Here is a 23,812-nt window from a genome sequence, read left to right on the forward strand (position 1 = left end):
CGTTTTTACAGCGTCACGAGCGTGAGCGCGTTGAGTGCAACGACCAGCAGCGAGACGAGCGCGAACGAAAGAAGGACGACGCTGGCATAGCGGTCGGGCAAGCGCCACCACAGCAGCGCAACGAGGAGCAGCGCGGAGAACTTGAGCAGGCCGACGCCTGACGTACCGTAGGTTTCGAGAAAGGCCACGGCGATAGCATTGGCTTCGCTTGCGCCGCGGGCGATGCCGACGATTGTGGTAACGATGTCGAAGACGGAGACGACGATGACCACAGTCCAGAGCACGGCATCGGAGTCCGAGAGCGGGCGGACGTGGTCAGAGAACCAGCCGGTACCGACAGAATCGGGAGCCATCTGTGCCTCGACGAAGACGGTCCCACAGATAATAAAACGGCCCACCGACCGGCCGAGGACGATGGTTACAAGCACGGCCCAGCCGACAGCGTGGATATGAACGGTAGCGACCTCGTCGAAGCAGTCCAGACAGCAACGAAGACGGAGCTTTCCCGCCTTGGCTCCTCGAAGTCACTCTACGCCGACACCGAGGGCGAGATGGAGTCGGACGCCGTCCTCACGGCGGCGGCCGACAACGCCCACCACGCGGCCGAGACGTTCGAGGGCTGGGCCGACGACGACGTAGAGGGGGCCTTCGCGGACGCCACCGAGGCCGAGCGCGACCACTACGAGAGCATCGCGGGGAAACTCGACGACCACGAACCGGGGACCCCACCAGCAGTCGTCGAATTCATCCGGGGACTTCCCGGAGTCGTCGAGCGTCTCGGCGGCCTCGTCGGCTGGACGCTCGTCACCGAGGAGAAAGCGAGCCAGTGTACCGGCTTTTTCACCGGCCAGGCAGACCCCCAGACGGCGAGTCTGTTCCGCGGGTTCGGCGACAACTACGAGGCGACCCGCGAGGGCGCACTCGATGCACTCGAGGCGGCCTGTGAGAACGAGGGCGACTGGGAGCGTGCGGAGACGGCCGCGACCAGCGCCGTCGAGGCGGCGTACGACGAGTACTTCGAGACGCTCGAAGACCTCGGCGTGAACCCGAAGCCGGTCTGTTAAGCAGTCGTCTCGACGCCAGCAGCCGGTCCGACCGTCTCAGACGCTTCGCATCGACCCGCCGTCGATGGCCAGCGCCGCGCCGTTGACGAAACTGGCGCGTGGACTCGACAGAAACGCGACCACGTCGCCAAGTTCCTGCGGGTCGCCGATACGCCCGAGTGGCACGTCCTCCGCCCAGTCCCGATAGCCGGCGTCGTAGTCGTCGACGTCACCGCGCTCGACGGCGGCCTCGATGAGTTCCTCGATGCGTGCCGTCTCGTGAGCGCCCGGCAAGACGGCGTTGGCACGAATATCCGGCGCCATCTCCCGGGAGACGGTCTTGACGAGTCCGACGACCGCCCGGCGGACGGCATTCGACAGGAGCAATCCCTCCCGGACCTCCCTGACGGTCCGGGACGTAATCGCGACCAGCGTGCCAGCCTCGGACTCCTGAAGATGTGGGACAGCCTCTCTGAGCGTCCAGACGACGCTCATCACGAGCATGTCGTAGGCCCGGTACCAGTCGCGGTCGGCCATCTCTCCGAACGGGCCACTTGGCGGGCCGCCGGCGCTGGTGACGACGTGGTCGATGCCGCCGAACGCCTCGGCCGTTTGCTCGACGAACGCCGCGACGTGGTCCGGGTCCGTGATGTCTGCTTCGACGGCGAGTACGTCACCGCTGCCGGCCGCCTGGAGTGTCTCCCGGGCATCGTCGACGTGTGCGGTCGTCCGTCCACAGACCGCCACGTCCGCACCTTCCCGAGCAAACGCCGTCGCGCTCGCGAGGCCGAGGCCGCTCGTGGCTGCGGTACACAGGACTGCCGAGTCGGCGAGTTCGAGGTCCATACCGGACCAACGGGTGAGAAATCCTAAATAGCGATGGTCGGCGAGCGGGGCGTCAGTTGCCCCAGAAGTTGTCGCGACTGCCCAGGCGTGGCCCCTCGTCGTCTTCCTCTTCGTCGGCCTCCTCAGGTTCGGCGTCAGTCTCGGCCTCGTCCCCGTCGTCGTCCTCGTCTGCCTCCTCGTCGTCGAGTTCGAGGCGTTCGAGTTCGTCGGCGCGGGCGTGATTCGAGTGGACTTTCGTCACTTCGACGCGTGACCGGGCCGGCGGCAAGACGCCGTCGACCATGATGATGAAGCCGTCCTCGGTCCGCCCGACGCCAGCACCGCTCTCGTGGATGTCCTCGACGTCGATGACGACTTCCTGGCCGGCCTTGACTGGCTGGGACTTGAGGTCCTCGATGGGCTGGTTGTAGTGATTGCACCACTCCGCCCCACCCCGGTCGCCGTAGTGTTGACACCCCATACCCTCAATTCGCTCGGAAAAACTGGGGCAATCGTCGGCGATTGGACAGTCAGCCATGGAACGCTCTAATCAGGGGGCGGATTAAACCTTAACGCTCCACCTTTTTCCCGGTCGGGTGTCGGGTGCGCTCTCCGAGCGCACACCGCACCCTCCCGGCAAAAACGTGGGCGAAAAACACCGCTCGCGTGCGGTAGCGCGCTCGCGGGTGCTATCGTAGTGATTACCGCACAGCGACAGCACCGCCACCGCTCTTTAGCTCTCCACACCGCAACCGCACCGCTACCGACACGTACTGTCGTAGTCGGCATCTTCGGGTGTGTCGAAATCCATAGAGACTGTATTCCCCGTCTCGATGGACTCGATTCCTTCGAGGGTACACACCTCCTCGACGTTCACCTGCGGAAGTGTGACACGCAGACCGGCGAACCGAAGCCGTTCCTCGACGACACCGAACTCGTCGATACAGTCGGCGAGTTCGTCTGCCGCCTCGTCGTCGACGGCGGTGACCCGGAGCGTGATAGTCTCGCTCTTGTCTGGGTCCTCACGGATACGCCGGACAGGATGGGAGAGATACATTGACTGAGCGTAGCGGGTCCACCGATACAACCGTTGTGACACGCACTCGGGCAGTGTCAGTCCGCCGACGCCGACTCCTCGACGCCGGACTCGGCTGGTGCCACCGGCGTCCGCTCGACGACGGTGCCGTCTGCGGTGGGATACTGCTCGACGATTTCGCCTTTCGGCAGGTCGCCCTCGCCGACCATCTCCTCAAGCAGCCACCACGCGAGTTCGAGGTGGTCGCTCTTTTCGACATAGAACTCGTCGGGGACGCCGAGCTGCTTGAAGCGTTCGGCATCGACCCACGTCTTCCCGTAGACGAGCGTGCCGTCGTCGGTCACCTCGTCGAAGGGGCGGCGAACCTGCTCGGCCATCCGCTTCAGGCGATTTCGGTGCTGGGCGGCGTCTTTGAACACCGAGGTACAGAAGTAGACCTTCTCGTGGTCGCCCATCGTCTCCAGAATCTCGTGGCTGCCTTCGACGGCGCTCATGTGGCCCTCCTTGCGGTCGAAGCCCTCCTCTTGCATCCGACGGAAGTTCCCGTCGCTCATCTCGAACTCGTTTATGTTACAGAACTCGGCTGCGCCCTCGTCCAAGAATTCGAGGAACTCCTCCTCGGCGCGGATGCCCGGAATCTCGAAGGCCGGGGTGAGTCCCTCTTCGCGGGCGATGTAGAGGATATCCTCCCACTCCGTGCCGTGGAGGTCACCCCACTGTTCGAGCGGCGGGTGGAATCGGATTTCGTCCAGGCCGGCCTCGGACAGGCGGCGCATGTTCTCCCGACCGCCTGGAATCCCGGTGTAGAGGTGGGTGTGGTGGTCCTCGCCGAACTCGTCTTTCAGCAGGGAGAGATAGCGACAGGTCCGTTCGAGGACTTCCTGTGGTTCGCCGCCGGTAATCGAAGAGCCGAGTGCGTCCATCCGCTTTGCCTCGTCGATGATGTCCTGGTCGCGCTCGACTTTGCGTTCGTTGGCGTAGACGTCGGTGACGTTCTTGCGATTCTCACCGAGCGGGCAGTAGAAACAGTCGCGCTGGTCGCAGTACCCGTAGACGAAAAGCACCATCTTGCCGCCTTTCGCACACTGTTCACAGCCCTTCGAAATCATTCAGTACCCCACATACAGGTCCAATCGTCAAAAGACGTGTGTTTCGTGTCGAACCGGTCATTCGAGTTTGCCCGCGAGCACCTTCGCCGCGGTCAGCACGGGGTCCCAGACGGGACTGAACGGTGGCGCGTACGCCAGGTCGAGATAGGAGAGTTGCTGGACGGTCATCTCGGCGTAGAGGGCAGCAGTGACGGTGTCGACGCGCTTGACCGTCTCCTCGCGGCCGGCCAGACTGGCACCGAGGACGCGGCCCGTCTCGCGGTCACCGAACAGCGTCACCTGAATCTCGCTGCCGCCGGGGTGGTAGTGAGCACGGGAAGGGGCGTCGATGGTGACGCTGACGGGGTCGAAGCCGGCCTCGCGGGCGCGCTTCTCGTCGGTGATACCGGTCCGGGCGACTTCGAGGTCGAAGGCCTTCAGCGCGGCCGTCCCGGCGACTTCGCCGACGGGGGTCGGGTCGCCAGCGAGCGTGGCACCAATAGCCCGGCCAGCGCGGTTGGCCGTCAGCGCGAGCGGGACGTGGTCGGGTTCGCCGGTGACGACGTTTCGTGCCTCCGCACAGTCGCCAGCGGCGTAGACGTGGTCGTCGTTGGTCTGGCCGTACTCGTCGGTGGCGATAGCGCCAGTCTCTCCGAGTTCGATGCCAGCACCCTCGGCCAGTTCGGTGTTCGGCGCGACGCCGACCCCGACAAGCACGAGGTCGACCGGGACTTCCACGTCACCAGCGGCGACGGCGTCGACGGCATCGTCCCCGAGGAAGCCGTCGACGGGCGTATCGAGGTGGAGGTCAACACCCTGCTGGCGGAGGTGGTCCTCGACGGTCGCTGCGGCCTCGGCACCGAATGGCTGGAGCGTGTGAGGCAGCATCTCGAAGACGTGGACGTCAAGGTCGTGGTGGGCGAACGCCTCGGCCATCTCGATGCCGACGTATCCGCCACCGATGATGCCGACCGAATCGAGACCGTCGGGGACCGACGACTCAGCGGGCTCGCGCGCGGCAGGTGTCTCGATGCCGAGGGCGCGACGGATGTCCGCGGCCGCCTCCATGTCGTGGAGCGTGAACACGCCATCGCGGCCCATCCCGTCGAGTGGGGGCTCTATCGCGCGTGCGCCAGTCGCAACGAGGAGGTCGCTGTACTCCTGCTCGAACGTGCCGTCCGGTCCTGCGACGGTCACCGTCTGTGCGTCGCGGTCGATTGCCGTCACCTCGTGGCCCGTCCGGAGGTCGATACCGCGCTTCTCCCGGAACGTCTCGGCCGGAACGGAGACGAGGTCCTCCAGCGTCTCCACGTCGCCTTTGACGTAGTAGGGCAGTCCGCAGGCACCGTAGGAGACCCACTCGCCTTTCTCGAAGACGACGACGTCTCGGTCGGGCGCGTCGCGTTTGAACTTGCTTGCTGCGCTCATCCCCGCGGCGTCGCCACCGACGACTACGACTGGAGCAGACATACATGAACCTTCGTCGAGAGTCGACTAAAGTATGTTGCTACTAGCACAATACTATCCCGGGAGAGAGGAAGACGAGAAAACACGGGACTCTGGCAACCCACTACCGTTCGAGCCGGCCGTATGCGCTGCATCCGCCCCACAGTAAGGCCGGGCTGGGCCACCGGCAGACGACAGCGCCCGAAAGCAGAGGTGTCGGCAAGGTAGTTTTGTGCGTAGAGAACAAAGCCACAGCCACACAGATGAGCTGGCAAGCCCAAATCGAACACGAGCGCGAGCAGAAAGACAGGTACTTCGGCGATGACCCACGGTCGCCGCTACCAGATGACGAGCAGGCGACCTTCGACGGGCTGGAGTACTATCCAATCGACCCCGACTACCGGTTCGAGCTTCCGCTGGAGCGGTACGACGAACCCGAACCAGTCGTCGTCGGGACGAGCACCGACGGCGAGCAGGAGTATCTGGCGTGGGGGGAGTTCGAGTTCACTGTCGACGGCGAGACGGTCACCCTGCAGGCGTACAAGTCCGACGCCGACGAGGACCGTCTGTGGGTGCCCTTCCGCGACGAGACCAGCGGCGAGGAGACCTACGGGGCGGGTCGCTACCTCGACCTCGAACCGGAGCACCACCGGACCGACGACGGGGAGTGGCTCCTCGATTTCAACGAGGCGTACAACCCCACCTGTGCGTACTCGGACCGCTACGAGTGTCCGCTCCCGCCGATGGACAACTGGCTCGAGGTTCCCATCGAAGCCGGCGAGAAAGCCTACGACGACGGGCACTGAGCTGGCCCCGAAAACAGATAAACGGGGACAGCATATCCACGGACAATGCTGCTGGTGCTGTGTGTCGACCTCGACGACGACCTCGGCCGGAAGACCGGTCTCGAGACGCCGGTCGTCGGACGCGAGGCCGTCGAGGACGCGGCAGTCGCACTCGCCACTGCCGACCCCGAAGACAGCGACGTGAACGTCCTCTTCGAAGGCTGCCATCTCTACGATAGTCTCACCGAGGAGGAAGTCGAAGTTGCCGCAGTCACCGGCGTCGACGGGTCGGACGTGGCGGCAAACCGCGCCGTCGGGGACGAACTCGACCGCGTGCTCGCGGGACTTGCGACCAGCGAAGACGTGACGGCACTGGTCGTCACCGACGGCGCACAGGACGAATCGGTCGTCCCGGTCATTCGGTCGCGGGTGCCCATCGACGGCGTCCGCCGCGTGGTCGTCCGCCAGGCCCAGGATCTCGAATCGATGTACTACACCATCAAGCAGGTGCTCGACGACCCCGAGACCCGCGGGACGATTCTCGTGCCGCTTGGAATCCTGTTGCTCATCTACCCGCTGACGATTCTCGCGGAGACGCTGGGCTTTCCCGGCCCGGTCTTTGGCATCACGTCGGCACTGCTGGGACTGTACATCCTCGCTCGCGGATTCGGCCTGGAGGAGACGCTGGACGGCGTCGTCTCCCGGGCCCGCTCGGCGCTGTTTACCGGCCGCGTGACACTCATCACCTACGTCGCCGCGGCGGCGCTGGTCACCATCGGCGCTGCCAGCGGGCTCCAGACACTCGAGAAACTCCAGGCCACGCGGGCGGCCACGCCGGGCATCGTCGTCAGTATCGCGGCGGTCGCCGCCGGTTCTGTCCAGTGGATTGCCGCGGCCGGCATCACGAGCAGTCTCGGCCGCGTCACCGACGAGTACCTCTCCGGGACCTTCGAGTGGCGCTACCTGAACGCCCCATTCTACGTGCTGGCTATCGCCGCAGTGGTCCACGGCCTGAGTGCGTTCTTTCTGGGACAGGTGGAACTGGGCTATCTGGCGCTGATGCTCACCGGCGGAACGCTGCTGGGCTTGGCAAGCACGCTCTCCTTTGCCGTCGTCGAGTCGCGGTGGGGCCGAGAGCCCGAGGCGGCGTGAATCACCACTGCTTTTGCCCTTCGTCGGATAACGGAGTCGTGAGGGCACGTAGCTCAGTCCGGACCAGAGCATCGGACTTCTAATCCGATGGTCGTGGGTTCAAATCCCACCGTGCCCGTTATCTGCGAACGATAGTGAGCAGTAACGGCGCCGTGGGATTTGAACGAGACCGGCTGGAGCCCGAGCGAAGCGAGAAAGCAGCCGGGCGTAGTTCACAATCCCACCGTGCCCGATTCGCTCTCCTCCCGTATCCACTCCAACTATCACAGCGACCAAACCGGTAAGTCAATCCTCCCCAAACGGGAGTCATGGCAGTCGATACCGACGCGTTGGGAGAGCGTCTCTTCCGGGCGTACACCGAAGCGACACCACTCGACCCGGAGACGCTCCCCTCGGAGTTGACCGTCGAAGACGGCTACGCGACACAGGACGCGTTTTTGCGACATCGGAGCGGAGACGAGGGGGCACCCGTCGGCTACAAAGTAGGGTTCACCAGCGACGCCGTCCAGTCGGACCTCGGCGTCGACGCGCCGGCGTACGGACGCGTCCTCGCCGACACCGTCCGCGAGAATCGCCGCTTCGAGACAGACCAGCTCATCGAACCGCGAATCGAGCCAGAAATCGCCTTCCTGCTCGGAGAGGACCTGTCGCCGCCGGTACGTCGTCACGAGGTCGTCGCCGCGACCGAACTCGTCGTCCCGGTCGTCGAAGTCGTCGACAGCAGAATCCGCGACTGGGACGTGACGGCGGCGACAGCCATTGCCGACAACGCACTCGCAGCCCGGCTGCTCGTCGGCGACCAGACGACCGGCGGTGACGTCGACCTCACACGCGAAGGCGTCGAGGTACTCATCGACGGCAAGCGCCGGGCAACGGGGACCGGTGCGGCGGTGCTGGGCCACCCTGCCGACGCCGTCGCCTGGCTCGCAGAGAAGTTGCCCGACCACGGGAACACGCTACAGGCCGGCGACCTCGTCAGTACGGGGTCGATTACCGAGCCGATACCGGTCGAAGCGGGTGAGACTGTCGTCGCGCGCTTTGGCTCGCTGGGCTCGGTCGTCGCACACGCCGAGTAGGACCGCACCGCGTAAAATCGTGGCATGCGCCGCTGTCACAGGGGCTCGTTTGCCCCGCTGTCAGGCCAGACGGGCGAAGGCGAGATTGCCGTTGATGTTCTTGATGTAGGCGCTGACGACCTGGCCCTCCTGTGCGCCGGGGACGAAAATCGTGTACTTGCCCTTCTCGGCGACGCCGTCACCCTTGCGTCCGGTGCCGGTAATCTTCAGTTCGTAGGTGCCGCCCTCTTCGAGTTCGGCCGCGCGCGTCTGTGCGCTGGGACTGGACCGCTTTTGAACCGGGCGGAAGGCACCACAGGCCTGACAGCGCAGCATCTCGATGCCGTCCTCGCGGGTGAGGATGGTGTCGGGGAGGCCACACTCAGAACAGGTGACAAACTCCGCGATGTAGTCGTCGAGTGCGGCATCGAAGTCCGCGGTGTCGAAAGAGCCGTTGTAGCGGGCGCGGTCGCCGTCGAACTGCCCGCTGGTCCCCAGTGCTCGCTGGATGGCGCTGTGGACGTGCTCTGCGTCTCTGCCGAGTGCGTCGGCAATCGCACCGACGTTCGTGAGCCGCGTGAAGTCACCGTCCGTCTCACCGGCCGGGTCGGGGACGGAAAGTCGGGACCCCTCGTCGTGTGTCTGCTCGGGTAAATCGTCGTACGCCCTATCGAGGGCGGTGTCGTAGTTCATACCACCCGGACGGGACAGCCACCAAAAGGGTTGTCGAAAGGTGTGGTGACGGGCGACAGGGAGCCGCCGACGGCAGGTGCGACCACAGCGACGTGCTCGGAGTCGCCCGACAGCGGCTATTCGGACTCGCCAGTCAGCGGGACTTCGAGGACGAGAACGCTCCCGCGTGGTTCGTTCGTCGAGAGGTCGACGGCGCCACCGAGTACGGTCAGCGACCAGTAGACCAGCCAGAGACCCAGGCTTTTCGTGTGGCTGAGCGGTGTCTCGACGCCAGACCGGATAATCTCCCACTCCGACTCGGGAATCCCCGGCCCGTCGTCTGCAATCTCGACGACGGCGCTGGCGCTCTCCTCGGGGACGGTGACCGTAATCTCGACCTGTGGCGTCTCGCGGTCGGAGTGTTCGACAGCGTTCTCGATTACTTCCTCGAACGCAATTTGGAACACGTTCCCGTTTCGTATCGTCCGGTCCGGGCTCCCGTGCATCCGCAGGTCGATATGGGCACTGTCGTATGTCTCGCGGTACCGCTCGACAAGTGAGCGCAGTTGCCTGAACGTCAGCGGGGACGGGTCCTCCTGTCCCGAGAGGAGGTCCCGAATCGCGGTCGTCTGTTCGCTGATTTGCATCAGCGTGTCCGTATGCTCGCGAATCTTTTCGAGTGCGGCCTCCCGTTGTGCATCGTCAGGGCCGGTCTCGAGGACTTCCGCATAGCCGTCGATAACGTTGACCGACGTGCGGACGTTGTGTCGGAGAATCCGGTTGAGAACGTCGACGACCTGCTGTGTGAGTTGGGCGTCGGTGATGTCCGGTTCGATTGCCAGATAGTGTGAGATTTCACCCCGGTCGTCAGTGATGGGAACGATTTTCTGACGCGCTTCGTACAGTTCGCCATCCTTGGTCCGGTTCGTGAGTTCCGCCTCCCACGTCTCGCCTGCCGTTATCGTCTCCCAGAGCTCCTCGTAGAACGTCTCGTCTTGCTTCCCGGAGTTGAGTATCTGTGGTGTTTTCCCGACCGCTTCGCCGGCCGAGTACCCCGTCACCCGCTCAAACGCCGGGTTGACGTACTCGATGACGCCGCTGGTGTCCGTGATGAACACCACCTGTTCGGTCATATCCAGGTGACTCTCGAACAGGACCTTTTGCCGTTCGTGGATTTTCGCATCGGTGATGTCCCGCTGAAACCCGAGGAAGTGAGAGACGGCCCCGGCCTCGTCCTCGACCGGCGAAATCGTCACACGGTTCCAGAACATCGAGCCGTCCTTGCGATAATTCCGCAACTCGACGGTCGTCGGGCGCTCGTCCTCGATTGCCGCTCGCAGCTCCGCGACCGGCTCCGCACGGGTCGCCTGCCCCTGGAGAAATCGGCAGTTCTGGCCGAGGATTTCCTCCCGTGGATAGCCCGTGAGTTCGCTGAAGGTGTCGTTGACGTAGATGAGCGGCTCGTCCTCGCGGGAGGCGTCGGCGATGGTCACACCGATTGGCGACTGGTGGGTTGCAACTTCCCTGAGCGGGACGATTCTGTGTTCTTCTGGCTCGAGGAGGTCGATAAACGACGTGTAGACGCAGGATTCACCCTCCCACTCGACGCCCGAGCTGACGGCAACCGCATCCCGCGTCGTCCCGCTTTTGTGTTCGAGTTCGAGCGCAACCCCGCGGACCGACGCGTTCTCGCCGGTAATCTGGTCGAACTGTTCGGAGAGTTGCTGCTGGTACGACTCGCTGATGAACGCGGCCAGAGACTCACCGATGACTGCCACGGGAGCCTCGGCCCCGACCAGGACACAGAACTCATCGTTTGCATAGCGGACAATCCCACCCGAGTGAACGACCGCCGGACCGACGAGTTCGCTCGGCTTCATGTCGATAACATCTAGCTACTCTCGGAGTGATATTTAATGTAGTGATTGCTATCAGAACAGTCTCTCGCCGACTGGGGAATTTCTGCGTAGTCGACTCCCGTTGGGATGTTGTCCCACGGGAGAGCCACTGGGAACTCCAGACGATATATAAATATTGCTCCTGTTGCAGACTCAGCAACTGCGCACAACGGTTATACTGGTATTCGGTGTACACCATGGTGATGCAAACCAGACGAACGCTTCTCTCTCGCGTCGTCTCACTCGCGATTGGCGGGTCTGTCGTCGGGCAGGGCGTTGCTCGCGGTGAGCAGGCAGCGAGAAGCGACCGTTGGTCCGACGGCACGACGACACTGACAGTGGAGGGCGCACCGAGTGTGCTGGCGATGACCGGTGTGCCGAGAGCGGCGGCTCACCACCTCACATCGGTACGCCGTCAGTGGCAGTCGGTGTCGCTGTCGGACATCGACTATCTGGGTGGCACGGTCCAGACCCGGAACGGGAGTTCAGTCAGTGGCTCGGGCGCCGCAGTCGGGTCGTTCGACGTGCAGGCAATTGCGCGGGAGTTGCGGACGGAGACTGCCTTTCAGCGAGTCGAACGAGGGCAAAACTCAGACGGCACCGGTAGGGCTCGGACCGAACTCCAGACAGCCGAGACGCCGACAGCAGAGGGGCCACCGGCCGCAGAACAGCCGCGACGGCTGTTCGCCCGGTCGACATCCCCCGCGTTCGTCGCGCTTGGGGAGAATCGAATCAACGTTGCATGCGGTGACAGCCGCGAAAGAGCGGAAACGTGGCTCACGACCAGTCAGAATCAGTTCGACGGCACTCGTCGGCGTGGCGAGACACGCTTCGGATCGATTCTCGATGGCGACGTGGTCGCGCAGGTGTCGCTCGGCGAGGCGCTGGGACGGCACGTAGCGACCACCCATCTGGAGGCAGACTCGAGGCTCGAACCACTCGTCCGGAACGCGCGGACGGCAGGCGTCGCGGCAGCGGTCGGTGAAGAGACGACCACGGTTCGATATGCTCTCTCGATAGAACAGAACCACGAGACGACGGACGCCCTCGCCGAGATGAAAGCGGACCTTCGGGCTCACGACGGGACCGAGACACTCGACGAGCACGTCTCGGGCGGGACTGTCGTTGCCGATATCGACTTCGAGACCGACGCGCTCTGGACGGTCCACAGCGACCTTTTTGAAGCCTAAAACCGGTCCGTCAACCTCAGTCGAAAACGCGGTTCGCTGGAACGACAGCGCGCCCACGCTCGGTTCTGCCCCTCAGGACAGTGCGCTCACCGACCGTCAGGTGCCGCCACCGGTTGGCGGTTGTGGCCCGGCTGTGGGCGTTTCTGGGGGCGAGATACCGGTGTCGCCGGACTGCTGAAATGGGTTTTCGGACACGCTGCCCGACACCAGGAAGTCCGCAATGTTGCCGATGAGGACGTTGTTGTCGGCCCGATATGCGTTTTCGGGGGCGACAAAGCTCGTGTCCCCGACGACAGCCATGTTGCCGTCGACGGCAGCAACGCCGAACTGGGCTGTCCGTTGTGTCGTCGTCAGTTGTGCGTCTCCAGCGGTCGTCAACGCGGGTTCTTCTCCGGACTGGGCAATCGGTGCCGCCCCACGGAACACGACGCGGTCGATGCCCTCGGTCAGCGGCGTGGACCCAGTCGGTTCGACAAAGACGCTGAGGAAGTTCTGGTCGTTGTTGGCGACGTCGTAGAGGTACCCAATCTCCTGGTAGATGCCACGCTGTGACCCGATGTCGACGACGCCTCTGGCTTGGCCCGGGTCAGCACCGACGAAGACGCGACCGCCTTCCGACGCGAAGGTGGCCACAGTCTTTCGGTCCTCGTCGGAAAGTACCGTCGGAGCCGTCGTGACGAACGCATCTGCGTCGGTCAGCGTCTCCGAGAGCCCACCGGAGTTGGAAAACGAACCTCCGGTGGTCGACTGCTCGTAGAACGTGACCTCGTGACCGTTCTCGACGAGCGTCGAGACCAGCGGTCCGACAGCCCGCTCGGTGCCTGCGGGTGACCCGGTCGTAATCGCCTGGCCGGTCCGCTGTAACGGAACGCCATTCAGCAGCGTTCCGCCGGACTGTGCGGCCGTCCCGACGTGGACGACGACGGTGTTTGTCGACGCGTTGCTGTCCATCACCGTTTCACCGCCGTCCTCTGCGCCGTCTGTCGCGACGGTATCGAACTGCCACTGGCTCGTGTTGACCGACCCGTCGGCCCGTTCGTCGGCCATGATGAGTCCCGTGACTGCAGCGCCGGCCACGATGACCAGGACGACGGAGACGAACACCGCTATCAGAGTGCGGTATCGGCTCATCTGTTCTCACCTCCGACAGGCGTACGAGCGGATTGTTGGACCTGACTCGCAGGGATATACTCACCGGAGTGATACACCACCTCGACATCGCCGCTTACGGCCATGTCGACGAACTGCGGTGGGACAGCAAGCACCAGTTGCTTGCTCACTCCGTCGTCGGTCTGGACAGTCAGGACGGACGTACTCTCGCTCTCGCCGACGGGCAGACTGCCGAGGATGCTGGTTTGCTGTTCCATACGTCGGGTGTCGACTTCGTAGGAATCGAGGCCAGCCCGGTCGGCGGCGTCCTCGATGGCGTCGTCGACGAAGCCGAGTTTATCAGCGAAGCCGTTCTCGACGGCTTCGGTACCGAGGTAGACTTTGGCACGCGAGACCTCCGTGCGACTCAGTTCGATTTCGTCACCGCGCTGTGTCATCACACTTTCGAGAAACAGATTTGCGAGGATTTCCCGGTCTTCGCGGGCTTCGTCGGGGTGGAGCCCGCCCTTGTTGGGGCCGGTATCGCCGGCTGACGGCTGAAGCGGTTGGGGTGCAGCACCCGTCACGCCGACGCTGCCGACGGCCTGGGCCGACGGCGCGACGTAGATGTCGTCTGCGGGCACAATCGAGAGGTACGCACCGGACGCGCCGAGCGTATCGACTGCTGCGATGACCGGCATTTGATTGCTCGTCTTTTCGACGGCGCTGTAGATGCGCTCGCTCTGTGCGGGCAGCCCACCCGGACTCTCGACTTCGAGCACGACTGCCTGCACCGAGTCGTTGTTGCGAGCTTCCCTGAGTTCACCCTCGACGAACTGCGCGGTGGACTCGTCGATGGTTCCCTCGAGTTCGATTACTGCGACGGTTCCATCGGGTCCGCTCGTGTATCGATACACCTGTGGCGCGAGTGTGCCACCGACGACGACAGCTATCAGGAGGACGAGGAAAATCTGTCTTCGTCGCGAGTTGAGGAGACCTGCTACCATACAGACCGGCGTTTAAATCCTGGTTTAAAAAGACATGGGGCGCAGTTGCAGACTCAGAAACAGGCACGAGCGCATTTTAAGCCCGTCCCTCGTTGAGGCCTGGCGTGGTTCCGGGGAAACGAAGCGAGAAACGCCCTACTCCTCGAACCGGAAGGTCCCGTCCCGCTGGACGACTTCCCCGTCGACCTCGATGTAGCTGTCTTCGGCCATGTCGACGATCATGTCGACGTGGACCGCACTCTGGTTTTGCTCGTTGTCCTCACCGACGGTGTCGCCGTAGGCGCGCCCGACGGCCATGTGGACGGTGTCGCCCATCTTCTCGTCGAACAGCATGTTGTAGGTAAAGCGGTCGATGTCGCGGTTCATCCCGATGCCGAGTTCGCCGAGGCGGCGGGCGCCGTCGTCGGTGTTGAGGACCTCGGTCAGCACCGCCTCGTTTTTCTCGGCGCTGTGCTCGACGACGTCGCCGTCCTCGAAGCGCAGATACACGTCGGTGACTTCCCGACCCTGGTGGTAGAGTGGCTTGTCGAAGAGTACCTCCCCCTCCACGCTGTCCGGAACCGGCGCGGTGAAGACCTCGCCGCCGGGGAGGTTCTTCTCGCCGTAGTCGTTCAGGGTTGGGTTGCCCGCGACGGACATCGTCACGTCGGTGGTCTCACCCGAGACGATGCGGACCTCCTCAGCGGGGTCTAAAATCTCGACCATCTGGGACTGGAACTCGCGGACGGCGTCCCAGTCTTTGTTGATAGCGTCCCAGACGAAGTTCTCGTAGCCTTCGGTGCTCATCTCGGCCAGTTGGGCGTTGGCCTGGGCGGGATACTGGGTGAGACACCAGCGCTTCGAGAGCCGCTCGTCGAGAATCGGCTGTTTGGCCTGCGAGTAGGCGGCGTTGGTCTCCGGTGAGACGTCGCTGGTCTCGGTGACGTTGCCGTTGGCGCGGATGGCGATGTACACGTCCGTCGCCTCGATGAGCGCCTGCTCGTGGCTGGGCGTCTCGAAGTCGTCGTCGCGAGCGCGGAGGTACGCGCGCGAAAAGCGGTCGTTGGCGTCAAGGGCAACTGGATTCGCGCCCCGGTCACCGACGACTTCGTGGAGTGCGGTGACGAGGTCGGCGGCTTCGGGCGGCGCGACGATGACGACGTCGTCGCCGGCCTCGAGGTCGACGGAGTGGTCGACGACGGTTTCGGCGTGTTCGCGGATGCGTGGGTCCATACACGCCCCTGTCGGCGCGGCGTGCAAACTGCTTTCCGGTCAGCGGCCGTTCCCGCGCTCCATCCCTTCCTTGAAGCCCGTCACGGTCCGGCGAATCATCAGATAGGCAAAAAAGACGACCAGGAGGATAATCACGAGAATGCCGTACACTATCAGGTCGGCCATAGCAACACAGAGACACGGCGGGCAGAAAGCCGTTTCGCCCTACGAGCGGTCCTTCTCGTGTTCTTTGGCCAGTTTGAGCGAGAAGATAAATCCGAAGTAGGCGGGGATACCGGCCACTAGGAGCAGATATCTGGCCCACGTCGGGCCGTCGACGATGGCGACAAACGCCGAGACGATAGTGACCCAGGTGAGTGCAAACACCAGGTCGAATACCATTCCATCTTTGTTCTCGTAGATGTGGGTGCCGATGCGAGCGAGCCAACTCATACGCGCCGGTAGCGCGGGTAGCCCCAAATCACTGTCGGCGCGTCGAAAAGACTCATGGTAGTTGTCGTACAACAACGGACAATGTCGCTGCTGCCCTCCAGCCCCGACACCACGGCCGCCGACGACGCCGAGCCCCGTGTCGTGGATGTCGACAGCGAGGACGCCGACGACCTCCTCGCCGCGCTCTCCTCGGAGACGGCCAGAGCCGTCCTCTCTGCGCTCCACGACGAGCCAGCGCCGGCCTCCGACCTCGCCGACCAGGTCGACACCTCCCTCCAGAACGCCCAGTACCACCTCGGAAAGCTCGAATCCGCCGGTGCCGTCGAGGTGGTCGACACCGCCTACTCCGCGAAGGGCCGCGAGATGGACGTGTACGCGCCCGCCGACCAGCCGCTTGTCATCTTCGCCGGGAAAGAGGAAAAAGAGTCGACGCTGAAAACCGCACTCTCCCGGCTGCTGGGTGCTGTCGGCATCCTCGCAGTTGCCAGTCTCGCCGTCCAGCAGTGGTTCGGCAGACAGGGCCTGTTCGGCGGGCGCGACCCCACAGCGGGGGCCGGTGGAGAGACGGGCGCAGGCGGCGCCGGGACGACGCCGGAGGCGACGAGTGCCCCACAGCAGAGCCCCACCGCGACCCCCGAGCTGGCGGGCGACATCGGGATTGAGAGCATCAACGAATCGACCTCGACGGTCAGCCCCGACACCGTGGCACCCACCGGGACGCCGACGCCGCCGGCAGAGACGACCATCGGCGCCGATGCCGTCCGAGAGGCCGGCGCGGGACTGCCGCCGGGACTGCTCTTTTTCCTGGGCGGGCTGTTCGTCCTCGCAGTCCTCGTCGGCATCCTCTATCTCCGACGGTAACTCAAAGAGGGATTTGAGTCTCCGGGAGCTACTTTTTAATTGGGGCTGTACGTTCAGTCGCGTCGACCCGCTCGGCCCTCCGACAACGACCGCTGTTCCAGTAACGCACCTGCCGGCGTTCGGAGACGCGCCACAACGTCACCCGACGCCTGCCCAACTGCCGCGTACGCCGGCTGTGCCCCACGCGGGTCGGCGTGACTGCCCGGATTCAAAACTGCCACTTCCCCAATCTGTCCGACCCCTGGCCGATGTGTGTGGCCCAGGACCACCACGTCGGCTCCTTCCTGACGCGCCAAAAGCGAGAGTTGCGTCTCGTCGTGGTCGTGCCCGTGGACTACCAAAACTGTGACACCCAGTGTCTGGACTGTCTCCATCGCTGGCAACCGCTCGCGGACGACAGCGCTGTCTGCGTTGCCGTGAACGGCGACCAGACGGTCCGCGAGCGATTCGAAACCCTCCAGGACTGCCGGTGTCGTGAAGTCACCGGCGTGAACCACGAGGTCGGCGTCTGCAATCTGCTCGCGGAGGTGGTCGGTGAGCGCGGGGTCGTCGGTGCCGTGTGTATCCGAGAGGACGAGCATACCCGTCGTAGCGGACCAGCGGAGATAAGCCCCCAGATACGGCGGAAATCACCGGACTACTTGTGACAGGCCGGCAACTGCATACCCAATGGCAAGCAGCAAATCGGTAGTGATTGCGGCGCTCATCGCGAACGGAGCGATTGCGGTGCTGAAGTTCATCGGATTTCTGCTGACCGGGAGTCCGTCGATGCTCTCGGAGACGTACCACTCCATCTCCGATACGGGCAATCAGGTGTTTCTCCTCGTCGGCCTCCGATACAGCGGGCAGGCGCCCGACGACCGTCACCCCTTCGGCTACGGGAAGGCACAGTTTTTCTACAGCTTTCTCGTCTCGGTGCTGCTTTTTGGTATCGCCGGCTGGGAATCGACCAAACACGGCTACGAGAAGATACAGGAAGTACTCGCCGGCCACGGTGGCCACGGCGGCAGCGAGTTTGTCACCATCGCCGGCCAGACGTTTCCCGCGGTGTACGTCAACTACGCCGTCCTCGTCGGTGCCATCGTCTTCGAGACGTACGCGCTTCTGAAAGCACGAAAAGCGATGCAAAAGCAAATCGAGCGAAACGACTGGAGCGGCTACCGGGAGGCGTTCCGGAAAACCGCAGATACAACGACGCTGACGGCCTTCACCGAGGACAGCATCGCCCTCGGCGGGGCCGGCATCGCCTTCGCCGGCATCTTTCTCACCCGCCAGACGGGCGACCCAATCTACGACGCCATCGCCGCGTTGCTCATCGGACTCCTGCTTATGGGCTTTGCGCTGGCGCTGGCCTGGGAGAACAAGCGACTCCTGCTCGGTGAGAGCATGCCCGCAGACGCCGAAGCAGAGCTCCGTGCCATCGTGGCCGACGCGGACGGCGTCGAGGAAATCGTCGACTTCCGGACCGTCTACTTCGGGCCGAAACGCATCGTGGTCACCGCCGACGTGAACTTCACCGACGGGATGAGCGGCCGGGACATCGACGACGCCATCGACACCATCGAACGGGCGCTCAAAGACGCCGACGACGACATCCAGTCGGTGTTCGTCGAAGTCGAGAAAGACGGCAAGCCACCAGTCGTCAGCGGTGACGGCTCCGGCAGAAGCGAGTGACACAGAGGGAGTGTCTGAAATAGAGGGAGCGTCTATCGACGCGACGCCAGGCGCTGGCTGACTTTTTTTATCACGCCCTGTCAAACCGTCTCTAGTGAGAGGCCACAACACGTATCAGTGGTAATCGAGTACTGAGGCTGGGTTCGACACGGGTGGGCACAACAGGCAATCGGGGAGCACACAGATGACAGCAGGACCGACGACGAACGACGGCCTGCCAACGATGAGCGAGCAGCCACAGGTGCTGGTCTTCGGGTCTGATGGCGAAAATCGCCGGCTCCTCGCGGAGACGCTCGGGAACAGCTACCAGGTCGAAACGACCGACGAGCCGGCGGCGTTGCACGGGCAGTTCGACTGCTGTCTGGTCACCGAACAGCGGTTCCCCGACGTTGCCGAGCTTCTCGAACGACGGTGCACGGAAACCGACGTGTTTCTCCCCGCCGTGTTGCTGAGCGAGGACGGGGACGTCGACCCCGCCGTCTGGGAGTACGTCGACGACGTGGTGACGCTCCCGGTCAAGAAGGCCGCGCTACACGCCCGCATGGAAAACCTCTTGGAGCGCCGGCGGACTGCCTGTGAACTCGCCGAGCGCGAACGAGAACTCCGGGAGACTGTCGACGACCTCCGGCTGAAAGAGCAGGCCATCGACGAGGCCCCCGTCGGCTTCAGCATCGCCGACGCCCGCCGGCCGGACAATCCACTCATATACGTCAACGACCAGTTCCTCCAGACGACGGGCTACGACGCCACGGAGGTGCTGGACCGAAACTGCAGGTTCCTCCAGGGCGAGGAGACAGACACAGCCACCGTCGACCAGCTCCGCGAGGGAATCGACGCCAAACAGCCGGTCTCGGTCGATATCGTGAACTACCGGAAAAACGGCGAGAAGTTCTGGAACAGCGTCGACGTCGCACCGCTCCGAAACACTGCCGGCGACGTCACACACTACGTGGGCTTTCAGACAGACGTCACCAAGCGCAAGGTCAGAGAGCGCCGTCAGGAGGTCCTCAATCGCGTGCTCAGCCACAACCTCCGGAACAAGATGAACGTCATCGAGGCGTACCTGGAGATACTCAACCACGACGCTGTCGGCGACCCGCCGGCCGAACTCACCGAAATCGGGTCTGCCGTCCAGAACCTGCTTGCTCTCGCGGAGACGGCCCGCGAAACCGACCGGATACTCTCAGAGACCGACTCGGACCGGAAAGTCGACGCGCTCGACCAGCGGCTTCGGGAACTCGCCGACGCGATTCGTGACCAGTACCCGGACGTGACAGTCTCGCTTACACTGCCCGACGAGCCGATACGGCCGGTTGCCACCGGCGGACTGCTCGCCGCGCTCGAAGAAGCACTCGACAACGCGGCAAAGCACAACGACAACGACAACCCGCGAGTCTGTATCCGCGTCGAGAACCGTGACGACAACTGGGTCAGCATCGAAATCGAGGACAACGGTCCCGGCATCCCCCAGCAGGAACTCGACGTGCTCAAACAGGGCGAGGAAGCGCTCCAGCACGCCGACCGCATGGGCATCTGGCTCATCTACTGGACGGTCACCCGGGCCGGTGGGTCGATGACGGTCAGCAACTGCGAGTCGGATGGCACCGTCGTCGAACTGGCAGTCCCGACCGTCGGCGAGTTGTGACCGAAGCGTGCAGTCGCGGAGTCGAACCTTCTAAATCCTGTGTCCGTGAATCGGAGTGTAATGAAACTCGCACGGGCCGACACACCCGATGGCATCGTCACCGGAGAGTACGACGACGGCACTATCGTCGCCGACGAGGGGACCTACGAAATCGGCGAGGACGCAGACCTGCTCGCGCCGTGTGAGCCGGGCACGTTCTTCTGTGTCGGGCGCAACTTCGCGGAGAAAATCGACCAGATGGACTACGACATCCCTGAGATTCCGGACTGGTTTATCAAGCCCGCCGTCGCGCTGCACCACCCCAACGACCCCATCGTCCACCCCAAGTGGACCGACGAACTCACCTACGCCGGTGAACTCGCGGCGGTCATCGACGAGGAGTGTACCGACCTCGACGGCGAGGAAGACGTCAAAGAGGTGCTGCGCGGCTGGTCGATTCTCAACGACCTCGACGCACTCGACCAGGAGCGCCGAACGGCCCGCAAAGCCTTCGACGGCTCCGGCCCGCTCGGCCCGGTCATCGAGACGGACCTGGACCCGCGGGGCATCGACATGGAGACGCATATCTCCGGGGAGAAACGCCAGGATGCGACCACCGACTGGATGATTTTCGACCCCTACGAGACGATTGCCTTCCTCTCGGAGCGGTACACCTTCCGACCCGGCGACGTGATTTCCTTCGGTAGCCCCGCCAACCCCGGCCTCATCGAACCCGGCGACGACATCGAAATCTGGTACGAGGGAATCGGGACGCTCGAGAATACGGTCGTCGCGCCTGAAGACGCCGAGTAACGCAACGCAGCCACCGGAGATTATACCGTTCGCACCCGCGCGACCGAAGGGAGCGCGGTTCACCGACGGCGAGGTCGACAACCGAGCCGTCGGCCTTTTTCACCCATGTTTTTGGCGCGAGCGGTGAGCGCGGAGCGCTCATCCGAGCGGGAAAAAGATGGTAGTGAGTCACTGTCTCTCAATTTAAGGTCCTAGACGTGGGGAAGGAATCAATATGGGTTAAAGAATATTATCATTATAGTTCATAACATTTATCTACAGCCCACTACTCGGAGCGGAGTGCAATAGAAACCCGCGGCCGGAACGCGGGACCCCACACTAATCATGACATCTGACGACGACGGAATCGACGAAGTTGCGAGCCGAGTCAAGAGCACAGACCCGTACATCCGCGACGTCGACAACGACGCCGCCCGAGAGCTTCGGGACAAGCTGAACAACCAGGACTACGTCTTCGCACCTGGTACCTACCACGCCCTGGACGCCCGCCTGGCCGAGATGGCCGGTCTGGACGCTGTCTACATGTCCGGCTACTCCACGGTGCTGGGCCAGTTCGGCTTCCCGGACCTCGAGATGGTCGACATGCGCGAGATGGTCGAGAACGCAAAGCGCCAGGTCGAAGCCACGAACCTGCCGATTATCGCCGACTGTGACACCGGCTACGGTGGCGTCCACAACGTCCGCCGCGCAGTCCGCGAATACGAGAAAGCAGGCGTCGCTGCGGTCCACATCGAGGACCAGACGACCCCGAAGCGCTGTGGGCACATCGCCGGCAAGCAGATTGTCTCGCGAGAAGACGCTGTCGCCCGCTTCAGCGCGGCCGTCGACGCAAAGCAGGACGACGACACTATCATCATCGCCCGGACGGACGCCTACGGCTCCGCCAACGGTGACTGGGAGGAACACCTCGAACGTGGCCGTCTCTACGCCGACGCCGGCGTCGACCTGGTCTGGCCCGAGATGCCCGACCCCTCGCGCGAGGACGCCGTCAACTACGCCGAGACCATCCACGAGACCCACCCCGACCTGAAGCTGGCCTTCAACTACTCCAGCTCTTTCGCGTGGAGCGAGGAAGAAGACCCGCTCACGTTCCAGGAACTGGGCGACCTCGGCTACAAATACCAGTTCATCACGCTGTACGCCCTGCACTCGGGCGCACACGCCGTCTACGAGGACATGAAGAACATCGCCGAGAACGACGAGGAAGCACAGTGGGACCTCGAGGACCGCTACCTCGGCCACCCCACCGAGAGCCACCACGAGCTCTCCTTCGTCCCGCGCTTCCAGGAGATCGAAGCGCAGTTCGACCCCGACGCCAAGCGTCGCCAGGAGGAGTCCGCCGGCTTCTCCGACGACGAGGAAGAAGCGGTCATCACCAGCGAATCCAACGACGACGACTGATCGAGTCGTCTCCGAATCGGATTCTTTCTTTTTCACGCCGTCTAGCCGCTGCAACCCGTGAAAATCATTCATTCGACTGGGCAGATTTGACCATCTTTAATAGTGACCGAACGGTCTATCGAGACGACTATGGAACGCAAACACAACCGCAAGTTCGTGCGGACATTCTTCACCTCGCCGACCGCCGTCGAGGGCGAAGACGACTCCGCGAAGATGATGGAAAGTGCCTCCCAGCTCCGCGGGATGCAGGCGCCCGACGTGTGGGTGCCGGACAACGAGGACGCCACCGCGCCCAACATGCGCGACGAGGGTGCCCAGAACATCATCGACGTCGTCTCCGAGAACGGCGCCGACTTCCCCGGTGAGATTCACCCCCGCGTCGTCTGGCACCGAGACAGCCCGGAGACGCGCTACCAGGGCTTCCAGCACCTGCTCGAAATCGCCGACCCCGACAACGGCGCCATCCAGCACATCGACGGCTTCGTCATCCCGGAAGTCGGCGACATCGACGACTGGAAGAAGGCCGACGAGTTCCTGACCATCGTCGAGAACGAACACGGCCTCGAAGAGGGCTCGATTGCGATGTCCGTCATCGTCGAATGTGGTGCCTCCGAACTCGCGATGGAGGAACTGCGCACGGAAATCGGTCGCCCATCGAACAACCTCGAGCGCCTGTTCATGCTCGTTAACGGTGAGGTCGACTACACCAAGAGCATGCGCGCGATTACGCCGACCGGCGAACTGCCGCCGTGGCCAGAGCTGCGCCACAACACCTCCCGTGCCGCTGACGCCGCCGGCCTCATCGCCGTCGACGGTCCTTACGACGACATCCGCGACGTCGATGGCTACCGCGAGCGTATGACCGACAACCAGGCCAAGGGCCAGCTCGGCATCTGGTCGCTGACCCCCGGCCAGGTCGTCGAAGCCAACAAGTCACCGCTCCCGACGCCCGAGGGCTACTGGCTCCTCGACGCCGACGGCGAAGAGGTCGAACTCGCCGACGAGGACGGCGTCTGGACCTACAAGGGCGACAACGTCTCCGTCGAGGAGTCCGGCGACGGCTACGTCCTGACGGTCGGCACCGACGAAATCGAGGTCGCCGACAAGGACGAACTCGCCGAGGAAGTGCTCGACCTGGTCTCGTACGTCCCGAGCATGAACGACATCGTCGACTCCATGGAGGAGTTCGAGGCCGCCAAGGAAGCCGGCAAGGGCGCAATCGCGATGACCCAGGCCGCGACGGTTCGCATCGGCGACGTCGACGTCGACGTCAGCCGCGACCGCATGTGGGACGAGGCCACCTACCAGGCCCTGCAGACCCCCATCACGCTGTTCCAGGACGTCTACGAGAACCGTCCGGACCAGCACGAGGACCTCGCCGAACTCTACAGCGAGGACGTCGTCGAACGCGCGATGGAAGTCGGGAACTGACGACCCACCTTCTCCGTTTTTTCTCCGCCGGCAGCGGCGCGTCTGCCCGGCCACTACATCCACTCCGGGGCGGCAGTT

General features: G+C 63.7%; 25 protein-coding genes and 1 tRNA gene. 12 read left to right on the forward strand and 14 right to left on the reverse strand.

The window, feature by feature from the left end:
• Positions 1–5: 5 nt before the first annotated feature.
• Positions 6–353, reverse strand: coding sequence for a DUF5658 family protein (locus QYL91_RS04105; RefSeq protein WP_302082109.1), 348 nt, complete (start codon positions 351–353; stop codon positions 6–8).
• Between the two features lie 96 nt (positions 354–449).
• Between QYL91_RS04105 and QYL91_RS04110 the strand changes: the two genes are divergently transcribed.
• A complete protein-coding gene (locus QYL91_RS04110) occupies positions 450–1,064 on the forward strand; it encodes a rubrerythrin family protein (RefSeq protein ID WP_302082110.1) in 615 nt (204 codons plus the stop codon).
• A 36-nt stretch (positions 1,065–1,100) separates the two neighbouring features.
• On the opposite strand, the gene QYL91_RS04115 is transcribed toward QYL91_RS04110, so the two are convergent.
• The 5 genes from QYL91_RS04115 to QYL91_RS04135 form a co-directional block, all read right to left on the reverse strand.
• Positions 1,101–1,889 (reverse strand): SDR family oxidoreductase, encoded by a 789-nt coding sequence (locus QYL91_RS04115; RefSeq protein ID WP_302082111.1) that lies wholly within the window; start codon positions 1,887–1,889, stop codon positions 1,101–1,103.
• 52 nt (positions 1,890–1,941) lie between these two features.
• The gene (locus QYL91_RS04120) at positions 1,942–2,406 is read right to left on the reverse strand and encodes a TRAM domain-containing protein (RefSeq protein WP_302082112.1); all 465 of its coding nucleotides are present in this window, start codon (positions 2,404–2,406) and stop codon (positions 1,942–1,944) included.
• A gap of 222 nt (positions 2,407–2,628) precedes the next feature.
• Positions 2,629–2,925, reverse strand: a complete 297-nt coding sequence (locus QYL91_RS04125) for a hypothetical protein (RefSeq protein WP_302082113.1) — start codon at positions 2,923–2,925, stop codon at positions 2,629–2,631.
• Between the two features lie 56 nt (positions 2,926–2,981).
• On the reverse strand, positions 2,982–4,013 hold the full coding sequence (locus QYL91_RS04130; RefSeq protein WP_302082114.1) for a radical SAM protein: 1,032 nt from the start codon (positions 4,011–4,013) through the stop codon (positions 2,982–2,984).
• Between the two features lie 57 nt (positions 4,014–4,070).
• On the reverse strand, positions 4,071–5,462 hold the full coding sequence (locus tag QYL91_RS04135; protein WP_302082115.1) for an FAD-dependent oxidoreductase: 1,392 nt from the start codon (positions 5,460–5,462) through the stop codon (positions 4,071–4,073).
• A gap of 239 nt (positions 5,463–5,701) precedes the next feature.
• Between QYL91_RS04135 and QYL91_RS04140 the strand changes: the two genes are divergently transcribed.
• The 4 genes from QYL91_RS04140 (at position 5,702) to QYL91_RS04155 (ending at position 8,451) form a co-directional block, all read left to right on the forward strand.
• A complete protein-coding gene (locus QYL91_RS04140; RefSeq protein ID WP_302082116.1) occupies positions 5,702–6,244 on the forward strand; it encodes a DUF1684 domain-containing protein in 543 nt (180 codons plus the stop codon).
• 45 nt (positions 6,245–6,289) lie between these two features.
• Positions 6,290–7,375: a DUF373 family protein gene (locus QYL91_RS04145; protein ID WP_302082117.1), complete on the forward strand. Its 1,086-nt coding sequence runs from the start codon at positions 6,290–6,292 to the stop codon at positions 7,373–7,375.
• A gap of 42 nt (positions 7,376–7,417) precedes the next feature.
• Positions 7,418–7,493 (forward strand) — tRNA-Arg (locus tag QYL91_RS04150).
• Between the two features lie 190 nt (positions 7,494–7,683).
• Complete coding sequence (locus QYL91_RS04155) at positions 7,684–8,451, forward strand: 2-keto-4-pentenoate hydratase (protein ID WP_302082118.1); 768 nt, start codon at positions 7,684–7,686, stop codon at positions 8,449–8,451.
• Positions 8,452–8,511: 60 nt separating this feature from the next.
• On the opposite strand, the gene QYL91_RS04160 is transcribed toward QYL91_RS04155, so the two are convergent.
• Together QYL91_RS04160 and QYL91_RS04165 are read right to left on the reverse strand one after the other, a co-directional pair.
• Positions 8,512–9,123 carry a translation initiation factor IF-2 subunit beta gene (locus tag QYL91_RS04160; RefSeq protein ID WP_302082119.1) on the reverse strand — a complete coding sequence of 204 codons (612 nt, stop codon included), beginning with the start codon at positions 9,121–9,123 and terminating at the stop codon, positions 8,512–8,514.
• Between the two features lie 116 nt (positions 9,124–9,239).
• Positions 9,240–10,982, reverse strand: coding sequence for a PAS domain-containing protein (locus QYL91_RS04165; protein WP_302082120.1), 1,743 nt, complete (start codon positions 10,980–10,982; stop codon positions 9,240–9,242).
• Between the two features lie 221 nt (positions 10,983–11,203).
• Here QYL91_RS04165 and QYL91_RS04170 point away from each other — a divergent pair, with 221 nt between their 5' ends.
• The gene (locus QYL91_RS04170) at positions 11,204–12,190 is read left to right on the forward strand and encodes a hypothetical protein (protein ID WP_302082121.1); all 987 of its coding nucleotides are present in this window, start codon (positions 11,204–11,206) and stop codon (positions 12,188–12,190) included.
• A gap of 96 nt (positions 12,191–12,286) precedes the next feature.
• Here the strand turns inward: QYL91_RS04170 and QYL91_RS04175 are convergent, their stop codons facing one another.
• The 5 genes from QYL91_RS04175 to QYL91_RS04195 form a co-directional block, all read right to left on the reverse strand.
• Positions 12,287–13,321 (reverse strand): hypothetical protein, encoded by a 1,035-nt coding sequence (locus QYL91_RS04175; protein ID WP_302082122.1) that lies wholly within the window; start codon positions 13,319–13,321, stop codon positions 12,287–12,289.
• Entirely contained in the window at positions 13,318–14,286 is a 969-nt protein-coding gene (locus QYL91_RS04180; protein ID WP_302082123.1) for a S49 family peptidase, read from the reverse strand. Before QYL91_RS04180 ends, QYL91_RS04175 begins: the two co-directional genes overlap by 4 nt.
• Before the next feature lie 135 nt (positions 14,287–14,421).
• Complete coding sequence (locus QYL91_RS04185; RefSeq protein ID WP_302082124.1) at positions 14,422–15,498, reverse strand: aminopeptidase; 1,077 nt, start codon at positions 15,496–15,498, stop codon at positions 14,422–14,424.
• Between the two features lie 39 nt (positions 15,499–15,537).
• Positions 15,538–15,663, reverse strand: coding sequence for a DUF7859 family protein (locus tag QYL91_RS04190; RefSeq protein WP_302082125.1), 126 nt, complete (start codon positions 15,661–15,663; stop codon positions 15,538–15,540).
• Between the two features lie 39 nt (positions 15,664–15,702).
• Entirely contained in the window at positions 15,703–15,930 is a 228-nt protein-coding gene (locus tag QYL91_RS04195) for a DUF8119 family protein (RefSeq protein WP_302082126.1), read from the reverse strand.
• An 81-nt stretch (positions 15,931–16,011) separates the two neighbouring features.
• Here QYL91_RS04195 and QYL91_RS04200 point away from each other — a divergent pair, with 81 nt between their 5' ends.
• Complete coding sequence (locus QYL91_RS04200; protein WP_302082127.1) at positions 16,012–16,791, forward strand: ArsR/SmtB family transcription factor; 780 nt, start codon at positions 16,012–16,014, stop codon at positions 16,789–16,791.
• Between the two features lie 53 nt (positions 16,792–16,844).
• On the opposite strand, the gene QYL91_RS04205 is transcribed toward QYL91_RS04200, so the two are convergent.
• On the reverse strand, positions 16,845–17,372 hold the full coding sequence (locus QYL91_RS04205) for a metallophosphoesterase (RefSeq protein ID WP_302082128.1): 528 nt from the start codon (positions 17,370–17,372) through the stop codon (positions 16,845–16,847).
• Positions 17,373–17,460: 88 nt separating this feature from the next.
• Between QYL91_RS04205 and QYL91_RS04210 the strand changes: the two genes are divergently transcribed.
• From QYL91_RS04210 to aceB, 5 genes are all read left to right on the forward strand, one after another.
• Positions 17,461–18,465, forward strand: coding sequence for a cation diffusion facilitator family transporter (locus QYL91_RS04210; RefSeq protein ID WP_302082129.1), 1,005 nt, complete (start codon positions 17,461–17,463; stop codon positions 18,463–18,465).
• Between the two features lie 184 nt (positions 18,466–18,649).
• On the forward strand, positions 18,650–20,110 hold the full coding sequence (locus tag QYL91_RS04215) for a PAS domain-containing protein (RefSeq protein WP_302082130.1): 1,461 nt from the start codon (positions 18,650–18,652) through the stop codon (positions 20,108–20,110).
• 60 nt (positions 20,111–20,170) lie between these two features.
• Positions 20,171–20,902, forward strand: coding sequence for a fumarylacetoacetate hydrolase family protein (locus QYL91_RS04220; protein ID WP_302082131.1), 732 nt, complete (start codon positions 20,171–20,173; stop codon positions 20,900–20,902).
• 324 nt (positions 20,903–21,226) lie between these two features.
• Positions 21,227–22,303: an isocitrate lyase gene (aceA, locus tag QYL91_RS04225; protein ID WP_302082132.1), complete on the forward strand. Its 1,077-nt coding sequence runs from the start codon at positions 21,227–21,229 to the stop codon at positions 22,301–22,303.
• A 129-nt stretch (positions 22,304–22,432) separates the two neighbouring features.
• A complete protein-coding gene (aceB, locus tag QYL91_RS04230; protein ID WP_302082133.1) occupies positions 22,433–23,734 on the forward strand; it encodes a malate synthase AceB in 1,302 nt (433 codons plus the stop codon).
• Positions 23,735–23,812: the final 78 nt, after the last annotated feature.

Origin of the sequence: Salinibaculum rarum, from assembly GCF_030505615.1 — an archaeon.
GTDB lineage: Archaea > Halobacteriota > Halobacteria > Halobacteriales > Haloarculaceae > Salinibaculum > Salinibaculum rarum.

What these genes read in the sequence shown, in the direction of transcription:
- QYL91_RS04175 (WP_302082122.1), bottom strand. Translation starts at nt 13,321, where the DNA reads ATGAGCCGATACCGCACTCTGATAGCGGTGTTCGTCTCCGTCGTCCTG.
- QYL91_RS04110 (WP_302082110.1), top strand. Translation starts at nt 450, where the DNA reads ATGAACGGTAGCGACCTCGTCGAAGCAGTCCAGACAGCAACGAAGACG.
- QYL91_RS04165 (WP_302082120.1), bottom strand. Translation starts at nt 10,982, where the DNA reads ATGAAGCCGAGCGAACTCGTCGGTCCGGCGGTCGTTCACTCGGGTGGG.
- QYL91_RS04140 (WP_302082116.1), top strand. Translation starts at nt 5,702, where the DNA reads ATGAGCTGGCAAGCCCAAATCGAACACGAGCGCGAGCAGAAAGACAGG.
- QYL91_RS04120 (WP_302082112.1), bottom strand. Translation starts at nt 2,406, where the DNA reads ATGGCTGACTGTCCAATCGCCGACGATTGCCCCAGTTTTTCCGAGCGA.
- QYL91_RS04195 (WP_302082126.1), bottom strand. Translation starts at nt 15,930, where the DNA reads ATGAGTTGGCTCGCTCGCATCGGCACCCACATCTACGAGAACAAAGAT.
- QYL91_RS04210 (WP_302082129.1), top strand. Translation starts at nt 17,461, where the DNA reads ATGGCAAGCAGCAAATCGGTAGTGATTGCGGCGCTCATCGCGAACGGA.
- QYL91_RS04200 (WP_302082127.1), top strand. Translation starts at nt 16,012, where the DNA reads ATGTCGCTGCTGCCCTCCAGCCCCGACACCACGGCCGCCGACGACGCC.
- QYL91_RS04135 (WP_302082115.1), bottom strand. Translation starts at nt 5,462, where the DNA reads ATGTCTGCTCCAGTCGTAGTCGTCGGTGGCGACGCCGCGGGGATGAGC.
- aceB (WP_302082133.1), top strand. Translation starts at nt 22,433, where the DNA reads ATGGAACGCAAACACAACCGCAAGTTCGTGCGGACATTCTTCACCTCG.
- aceA (WP_302082132.1), top strand. Translation starts at nt 21,227, where the DNA reads ATGACATCTGACGACGACGGAATCGACGAAGTTGCGAGCCGAGTCAAG.
- QYL91_RS04160 (WP_302082119.1), bottom strand. Translation starts at nt 9,123, where the DNA reads ATGAACTACGACACCGCCCTCGATAGGGCGTACGACGATTTACCCGAG.
- QYL91_RS04170 (WP_302082121.1), top strand. Translation starts at nt 11,204, where the DNA reads ATGCAAACCAGACGAACGCTTCTCTCTCGCGTCGTCTCACTCGCGATT.
- QYL91_RS04185 (WP_302082124.1), bottom strand. Translation starts at nt 15,498, where the DNA reads ATGGACCCACGCATCCGCGAACACGCCGAAACCGTCGTCGACCACTCC.
- QYL91_RS04145 (WP_302082117.1), top strand. Translation starts at nt 6,290, where the DNA reads ATGCTGCTGGTGCTGTGTGTCGACCTCGACGACGACCTCGGCCGGAAG.
- QYL91_RS04220 (WP_302082131.1), top strand. Translation starts at nt 20,171, where the DNA reads ATGAAACTCGCACGGGCCGACACACCCGATGGCATCGTCACCGGAGAG.
- QYL91_RS04115 (WP_302082111.1), bottom strand. Translation starts at nt 1,889, where the DNA reads ATGGACCTCGAACTCGCCGACTCGGCAGTCCTGTGTACCGCAGCCACG.
- QYL91_RS04205 (WP_302082128.1), bottom strand. Translation starts at nt 17,372, where the DNA reads ATGCTCGTCCTCTCGGATACACACGGCACCGACGACCCCGCGCTCACC.
- QYL91_RS04130 (WP_302082114.1), bottom strand. Translation starts at nt 4,013, where the DNA reads ATGATTTCGAAGGGCTGTGAACAGTGTGCGAAAGGCGGCAAGATGGTG.
- QYL91_RS04125 (WP_302082113.1), bottom strand. Translation starts at nt 2,925, where the DNA reads ATGTATCTCTCCCATCCTGTCCGGCGTATCCGTGAGGACCCAGACAAG.
- QYL91_RS04105 (WP_302082109.1), bottom strand. Translation starts at nt 353, where the DNA reads ATGGCTCCCGATTCTGTCGGTACCGGCTGGTTCTCTGACCACGTCCGC.
- QYL91_RS04215 (WP_302082130.1), top strand. Translation starts at nt 18,650, where the DNA reads ATGACAGCAGGACCGACGACGAACGACGGCCTGCCAACGATGAGCGAG.
- QYL91_RS04155 (WP_302082118.1), top strand. Translation starts at nt 7,684, where the DNA reads ATGGCAGTCGATACCGACGCGTTGGGAGAGCGTCTCTTCCGGGCGTAC.
- QYL91_RS04180 (WP_302082123.1), bottom strand. Translation starts at nt 14,286, where the DNA reads ATGGTAGCAGGTCTCCTCAACTCGCGACGAAGACAGATTTTCCTCGTC.
- QYL91_RS04190 (WP_302082125.1), bottom strand. Translation starts at nt 15,663, where the DNA reads ATGGCCGACCTGATAGTGTACGGCATTCTCGTGATTATCCTCCTGGTC.